At 73.7% G+C, this 6,816-nt stretch carries 4 protein-coding genes; 3 read left to right on the plus strand and 1 reads right to left on the minus strand.

Going from position 1 to position 6,816, the window contains the following annotated elements:
- The coding region (locus AC13HU_RS28440; RefSeq protein ID WP_483044823.1) for an ATP-binding protein at positions 1 to 1,030 on the minus strand (1,030 nt) is incomplete at its 3' end.
- Positions 1,031 to 1,353: 323 nt separating this feature from the next.
- On the opposite strand from AC13HU_RS28440, the gene AC13HU_RS28445 reads away from it, so the two are divergent.
- The 3 genes from AC13HU_RS28445 to AC13HU_RS28455 form a co-directional block, all read left to right on the plus strand.
- A complete protein-coding gene (locus AC13HU_RS28445; protein WP_483044824.1) occupies positions 1,354 to 3,531 on the plus strand; it encodes a P-loop NTPase fold protein in 2,178 nt (725 codons plus the stop codon).
- Positions 3,532 to 3,872: 341 nt separating this feature from the next.
- Positions 3,873 to 5,423 carry a hypothetical protein gene (locus AC13HU_RS28450; RefSeq protein ID WP_483044825.1) on the plus strand — a complete coding sequence of 517 codons (1,551 nt, stop codon included), beginning with the start codon at positions 3,873 to 3,875 and terminating at the stop codon, positions 5,421 to 5,423.
- 127 nt (positions 5,424 to 5,550) lie between these two features.
- Positions 5,551 to 6,816 (plus strand): AAA family ATPase (locus AC13HU_RS28455; RefSeq protein WP_483044826.1); only part of this gene is annotated, 1,266 nt, incomplete at its 3' end.

The raw sequence follows: 6,816 nt of genomic DNA on the forward strand, positions 1-6,816 counted from the left end.
CTCCGTCCCCGTCCCCGTCCCGGTCCCGGCCCCGGTCCCCGTCCCCGATCCTGCGGACGACGGACTGGGCGACCAGCCGGTCCAGGGTCGGCGCCACGGCCGCGGCGCCGAGCGGACCGCCGGCGGCTACGGCCTGGGCGGCGGCCAGGTCGAACGCGCCGCGGAAAACGCTCAACCGGGCCCACAGCAGCCGTTCCAGCGGCGCGCACAGCTCGTGGCTCCAGCCGATCGTGGTGCGCAGCGTCTGGTGCCGCCGCGGCCAGGCGAAGCCCGCCGCCGCCAGCGTGTCGAAGCGCGAACCGAGCCGGTCGGCCACCTCGGCGACGGCACCCGGTCCGACCGACCCGACCCGTGCGGCGGCCAGCTCGATCGCCAGCGGAATGCCCTCCAGGCGGCGGCAGATGGCCTCGGCGGCCTCGGCCGCACCCGGCTCGGCCAGCGGGGCGCGGCCCAGCCGGTCCCTCACCCGGTCGGTGAACAGTGCGAGCGCGTCGGGGCCGTCGGCCGGCAGCGGCAGGACCTCCACGAGTTCCTCCACCACCGAGCCCAGCGGGCGCCGGCTGGTCGCCAGCACCGTCAGCCCGGGTGCCGCGGTCAGCAACTCCCCTACGAGATAGGCGCACGCGTCGACCAGGTGCTCGCAGGAGTCCAGTACGAGCAGGAGTCGCCGGCCCGCGAGCCACTCGCTCAGCGCCTCGACGGGCATCCGCAGCGAGTGGTCCGCGAGGTCCACGGCGTCGCTGACGGTCGAGAGCAGCAACTCGGGGCTGTCCAGCGAGCTGAGGTCGGCCCACCAGGCACCGTCCGGAAAGCGGTCGTCCTCGGCGTTCTCGCCCGAACCGTGCCCCGCGAACGCAGCGCCCGCCGTGTCCCCCGCACTTGCAGCCCGCTGCGCCAGCCGCGTCTTTCCGATGCCGCCCGGCCCCGTCAGCGTCACGAGCCGGTGCCGGGCCAACGCCTTCCTCACCCGGCCGAGTTCCGCGCCCCGACCCACGAAACTCGATGTCTCCCGAGGAACGTTGCCCGTCATGACGCCAGCCTGACACCAACCGCACACGGAGGGAAACTCACCCGCTGCTCTGCGTGCTGGGGCCGGGGTGCACGGATCTGCGGATCTCCGGGTCTGTGAGCTCACGGGTCTGTGAGCTCACGGGTTCACGGGTTCACGAGCTCACGGGTTCACGACGCCATGGGCTCTTGACGGCAACCGGCCACCGAAAAGCCGAAGTTGAGCCCGGTCGGACACGTCGCAGGTGGGCGGCCCTGTCAGGACCGCGCCTCCGCCGACACCACAGCTGGTATCGCGGTCGACACCAAGTCACCTCGTCAGCAACGGCGTTAGCATGGTTCGCCGTGGGTGACTTCACCGTTCCACCCGGCGAGCCGCGGGACGGAAGCCCGTTCACGTACCCGTACGCGTTCCTCAACGACGAGCCGTTGAGTGGCGCGGACCACTTGAGGTACGCGGATGTGCTCGGCACGCGTGCGACCGCCGCCAGCCTCGCGGACCTGATCTCCGCCTCGCGGAACTCCACGCCGTTCACCGTGGCGGTGGACGCCGGCTGGGGCATGGGCAAGAGCAGCCTGATGCAGCAGGTCACGGATGTCCTCGCGCAGTACCCCGATACCGACTGCGTGTGGTTCAACGCCTGGACGTCGCACGGTACCGACGCGTTGGAGGGGCTGCTGAAGTCCGTCCTGATGCGGTTCGACCGCAACGTGCTGCGCCGCGCCCTCAACCGCGCGCGGGAGAACCGTACGGCGTTGCGGGTGTTGCGGACCGCCGTCGCGGTGGCGCTGGGGCTACTGCACGCCGGCCGGGTCGTCGACGAACTGTGGTCCCGCATGGAGGCCGACGCGGCGACGCGCAACGAGGTCCGGCAGCTCATCAAGGACATGGCGGTCGACTGGTCGCGGGCCGGGGCAGGGCCGGGCCGGCGGCGGCTGTTGGTCGTGTTCGTCGACGACCTCGACCGCTGTCCCGACGAGACGGTGCACGCGGTGTGCGAGGCCGTCAAGGTCTATCTCGACGTGCCCGGCCTGGTCTTCGTCCTCGGCTGCGACCAGTCGCGGCTGGCCGCGGCGGGCGCGGTCGGCGGTCCGTCGCTCAGCGCGGACTACCTGGAGAAGATCGTGCAGATCAGCTTCCGGGTGCCGACTCCCGACGCGGAGCGGGCCGCCGCGCTGGTCCAGGAGTACGCGCGCCGCTCGGGCACCGAGCGGTTCCTGACACCAGGGCTGGCGCGGCTCGTCGCGGAGCGCACCGGCCGCAACCCCCGCCGGATCAAGCGGCTGATCAACGGCCTGGTGATGTACCAGCTCGACGCGCGGTGGGCAGGCACGGAACCGGAGGCCATGATCCGCGCCGTACTGCTCCAGCATCTCTACCCCGACTTCCACCGAGCCGCAGGCCGACCGGACGGCACCGACCTGATCGGTGACTTCGCGCAGTACTACGAGGCACGCGGCATGCTCCGGCGGCGTGCCGTCGCCCCCGACGACCCGCGGTGGAACGCCCTCGCCGGATTCGCCGACCAGTGGCTGCTGCCACCACCGGATCGTGAGGACGCCGGGCGCTGGGACGCGTACCTGGAACAGCTGGAAGGCCAACTGCCGCCGGTTTTTCCCGAGTTGGCCGCGGACCCGACGTTCGTCCGGCTGATCACGGAGCTGAACGGCCTTCCGTACGCCGACCAGTTGCGCGAGCTGATCCGGCAGAGCCCGGCCGCCGCGCCGTCGGGCCCGCGACGGCTCCAGCAGCCGTACCCGCAGCCGTACCCGCAGCCGCAGCCGTACCCGCAGTGGCAGTCGCAGCCGCCGCAACCGGTGGGGCTGCCCGCGCCGGAGGCGGAGCCCGCGCTCCCGCCGTGGCAGAGCGGGCCGGCTTCGCCGGGGCGAGCCGCCGGGGTGCCGACCGTGCCGACCGCGCCGACCGGCCCCTACGGCAGCGCGGACGCTCCCCACCACGCGTACCCGGTGGAAGGTGTGGAGCCGTACCCCTGGCGCTATCCGGCCCCGGCGCAGCAGGGGGCGCCCGCGGGCGGTCCCTTGCAGTCGTCCCCCACGGGGTCGTACGACTACCCGCGCGCCGCGCGGGATGCCGGACAGGCCGGGCGGCCGTCGGGCGGCGTCGGCCGCGGGGACCAACTCCCGCTGCGCGTCCTCTGGGTGGACGACAAACCCGAGTCCGTCCTGCACCTCGTGGAGGAACTGCGACAGCTCGGCGCCGATGTCAGCTCCGTGTTGAGCACGGGGGAGGTGGTCGCTTGGCTGGGCGAGCACACCGCCCCCGACGTGCTCATCTCCGACACGAAGCGCGACGGTGATGTCGCCGCGGGGTTCCGTGCCGTGGCGGAGTTCCGGGACGCCGGCTACCAGGGGCCCGTGGTGTTCTACACCGGTCAGGTCTCCGGCCAGAATCACCGCCGCGCCGAGGAGGTCGGCGCGCTCGACCTCACCAACTCCTCGGGCGTGCTGGTCGAGTTGCTGGACGGTATCGTCCGGACGCGGGCGACGACCACCGATCCGTGAGGCGACGGGCCGTGCCGCCCCCCCGCACGCCGGCGACCCGATCCGCTGACGAATACGTTTCCTCTTCATTGACAGCCATCGCCGTTTCGATGGTCGCCTGGTAGGCGAAGTCCATACCGGGCCCGGACCGTCCAGGGTGTCGAAGTCGCCTTCCTCCTCGTCGCTGGCGTAGATACAGCCCCAGTGGTCGGGACGGGTTCGGCGCAGCCGCTCACCTGTTTCCACCGGCACATCTTTGCCCCGGCGCACTGACAGATCGGCGACGAAGTGCTTATGATGCCGGGGATGAAGAACTTCTCCTCGTACGGATTGGGGGACTCGTCCGCGCAAGGTGAGTGCTGATGGCACATCACTTCGCGAACGGGATTCCGCCCCGCCTGTTGTTGTGGCAACGCGTACGCGAGTACGCCGTGCCACCGTCCATGATCGGGACCGCGACCGCACGGCGTGCGGTCGGTGACTGGGCCGGGGCCTGCGCCGCCGCCCGGATCGACGTCGATCTCGATCTGCGCGCCGTGCGCGACCGCCACGGCACCGACATCGTCACCCGACTCCGCGCGGATCTACGCCGGTTGGCGCCGGATCTGCTCCGCTGGCACATGCCCAGGTCCGCCCCCGACGGACGGCTCCGGCCCGGCCTCACCCTCTGCCTTGCCCGCTACGGGAGTTCCGGCACCCTGCCGGCCCTGGTGGTACGGACTCCGCCGTCCTGGGCGGACGCCGGCCAGCGGATGTCCCTGGCCCTGTGGGAGGGGCCGGGGAACGGAACCTCCGGGCCCGCTCTCCGCCCGTACCTGAGCCGGTACCCGCAGCAGCACCCGGGCCTGCATCCGCACCCGCACCCCGATCGGCGCTTCCGGCTCGACCTGCACCGCCACCTCTGGGATGCCGCGCGGAGCGGTGAACTGGCGGCGCGGTGCGGTGCGGACGGCACGCCGTCGTCCATGGCGCCCGCCGATCCGCCCGCCGCTCCGCCGGACGGCGCCGACTCGCCCTGGGCGGAGGCCACTTGGGCCGCCGAGGCGGAGCTGCTGCTCCGGGCCGAGGGCCGCCCGCGCGGTGCCTTCACCGTACGGCTCGGTCCGCGCCGTCGCGCCGTGCTCGAACTCGTCGCCCCCGACGACAGCCACGTCCCGACCTACCGGCCGGTGCGGGAGGCGATGCCGCCGCAGGAGGCCGCGGCGCTTCCGATGCTGCCGGAGGCCGCGGCCCGGGTCCTTCCCGATCTGGAGCTGCTGCGCGCCGGGTTGGTCCCGGCGGACCGGCTGCATCCGCTCGTCGCGGCGGCGCTGGCGGCGTACGCCCCGGCCCCCACGGCCGGCCCCGCCGCCGAACCCGGTGATCCGCACCGGGTGGAGTGCCGGGGCGAGGTCCACCGGATCGCCCTGCGCGACGGGGTGTTGACGGCCGTCGACCACGACACGGCCCAACTTCGCCGGGAGGAGCTGCTGGTGGCGCTCGGCGGGCCCCCGCTGCCCTGCCTGCGCGCGATCGACACGGTGCACCGGGATCCGGAGGCGCTGCCCGCGGTCCGGGAGCGGCTCGGCCATGGCGATGTCCTCGGGGCGCTGACCGTGGTCGAGGGGCTGCTCGGCGCGAGTGCGGTCCTGCGGGACGGGCCGCTCCGGCAGGAGTTGGAGTCGGCCGCGGCTCGCCGTATCGACCACGGGCTCTTCCGCTCGGGGTTGGTCGCCGTGCATCCCGCTGCTGGTGCTGGTGCTGGTGTCGGTGGGCGTGCAGCTGCCGGTGCCGGGGCAGGCGGCGGCGCGCTCTCCTCGGACGCGGGGCTTACGAAGGCCGCCCACCGTCCCCGGCCCGGCCGCGGTACGCCGCCCGACATGGGCCGCAAGCGGCTCAGCCGGGGCAGGCACCGCGCCGGCCAGGTCTGCTGAACGGCCGCTCCCACCGAAGTCCCGTCACGCCGAAGTCCTTTGTCAGCAAAGCGCGTTCCGCGCCGCACGCCCCCATGACCGCTGGGACGGGCCGACCCGTCCCCGTATACGACCCCAGGTGATGCCCATGACGTCCAGCACCCTCCTGCCCGCCCCGGCTCCGGCCGCCGACGTGCCGGTAGCCACCTCCGCCCTCGCCGGGGCTCTGGGCACCGATGCCCAACTCGCCGTTGCGGAAGACCTCTTGACCCTGCTGCGGACGACCGTCACGGAACCGCGGCCCGATGAGCAGCTCGAAGCGCTCACCTTGGCCGTCGCGGCCGACCTGCCCGTGCTGCTCTGGGGTGAGCCCGGCATCGGCAAGACCGCTGCCCTGACGCAGCTCGCGGCCACCCTCGACCTGCCGCTGACGACCGTGATCGCCAGCGTCCATGAACCGTCCGACTTCTCGGGTCTGCCCATCGTGGGCGAGGACCCCGAGATCCGCGGGGTGCCGATGGCACCGCCGCAATGGGCCGTTGAAGTGGTCCGGGCCGGGCGGGGTCTGCTCTTCCTCGACGAACTCTCCACCGCCACCCCGGCCGTGCAGGCCGCACTGCTCCGTGTGGTCCTGGAACGGAGGGTCGGCGCGCTCCAACTGCCCCCAGGAGTACGGATCGTGGCCGCCGCCAACCCGCGCGCGTCCGCGGCGGACGGGTGGGAGCTGAGCCCGCCGCTGGCCAACCGGTTCGTGCATCTGTACTGGGTGCACGACCGCGAGGTGGTGGTGCGCGGGCTCGGCGGCGTCTGGCCCCGGGCGGAGCTGCCCCGGCTGGTGCCCGAACGGCTCGCGGAGGCAGCGGAGTTCGCCCGGCGCGCGGTCTGCGGCTTCCTCCAGGCCCGGCCGACGCTGATCCACCGGCTGCCGAGCACCGAGACGCGGCGCGGCGGCGCCTGGCCCTCACCGCGGAGTTGGGAGGCCGCGCTGACGCTGCTGGCCTTCGGCACGGCGGCCGGCGTCTCCCGGGAGGTGCTGGCGCTGCTGGTGCGGGGCGCGGTGGGGGACGGGCCCGGGCTCGAACTCCTCGCCCATCTGGACCGGATGGAGCTGCCCGACCCGGAGCTGATGCTGGCCGATCCGGCCGCCGCCGAGTTGCCGGAGCGGGGCGATCTGCGCCAGGCGGCCCTGGAGTCGGTGGTGGCCGCCGTCGGGGCGCGGCCGGAGCGGGCGCGGTGGGAGGCGGGTTGGGCGGTGCTGGTCCGGGCGTTGGAGACCGGCGCCCCTGACCTGCTGGTCGCCCCGGCGACGGCGCTGGCCGCGCTGCGGCGCGACGAATGGGAGGTGCCGGAGGGGGTGGAGCGGCTGGCCGCGGTGATCGGACTCGCCCGCCGCGCGGACCGGTCGGTGCAGCGG

Source organism: Streptomyces sp. NH27 (genome assembly GCF_056859195.1).

What these genes read in the sequence shown, in the direction of transcription:
- AC13HU_RS28450 (WP_483044825.1), top strand. Translation starts at nt 3,873, where the DNA reads ATGGCACATCACTTCGCGAACGGGATTCCGCCCCGCCTGTTGTTGTGG.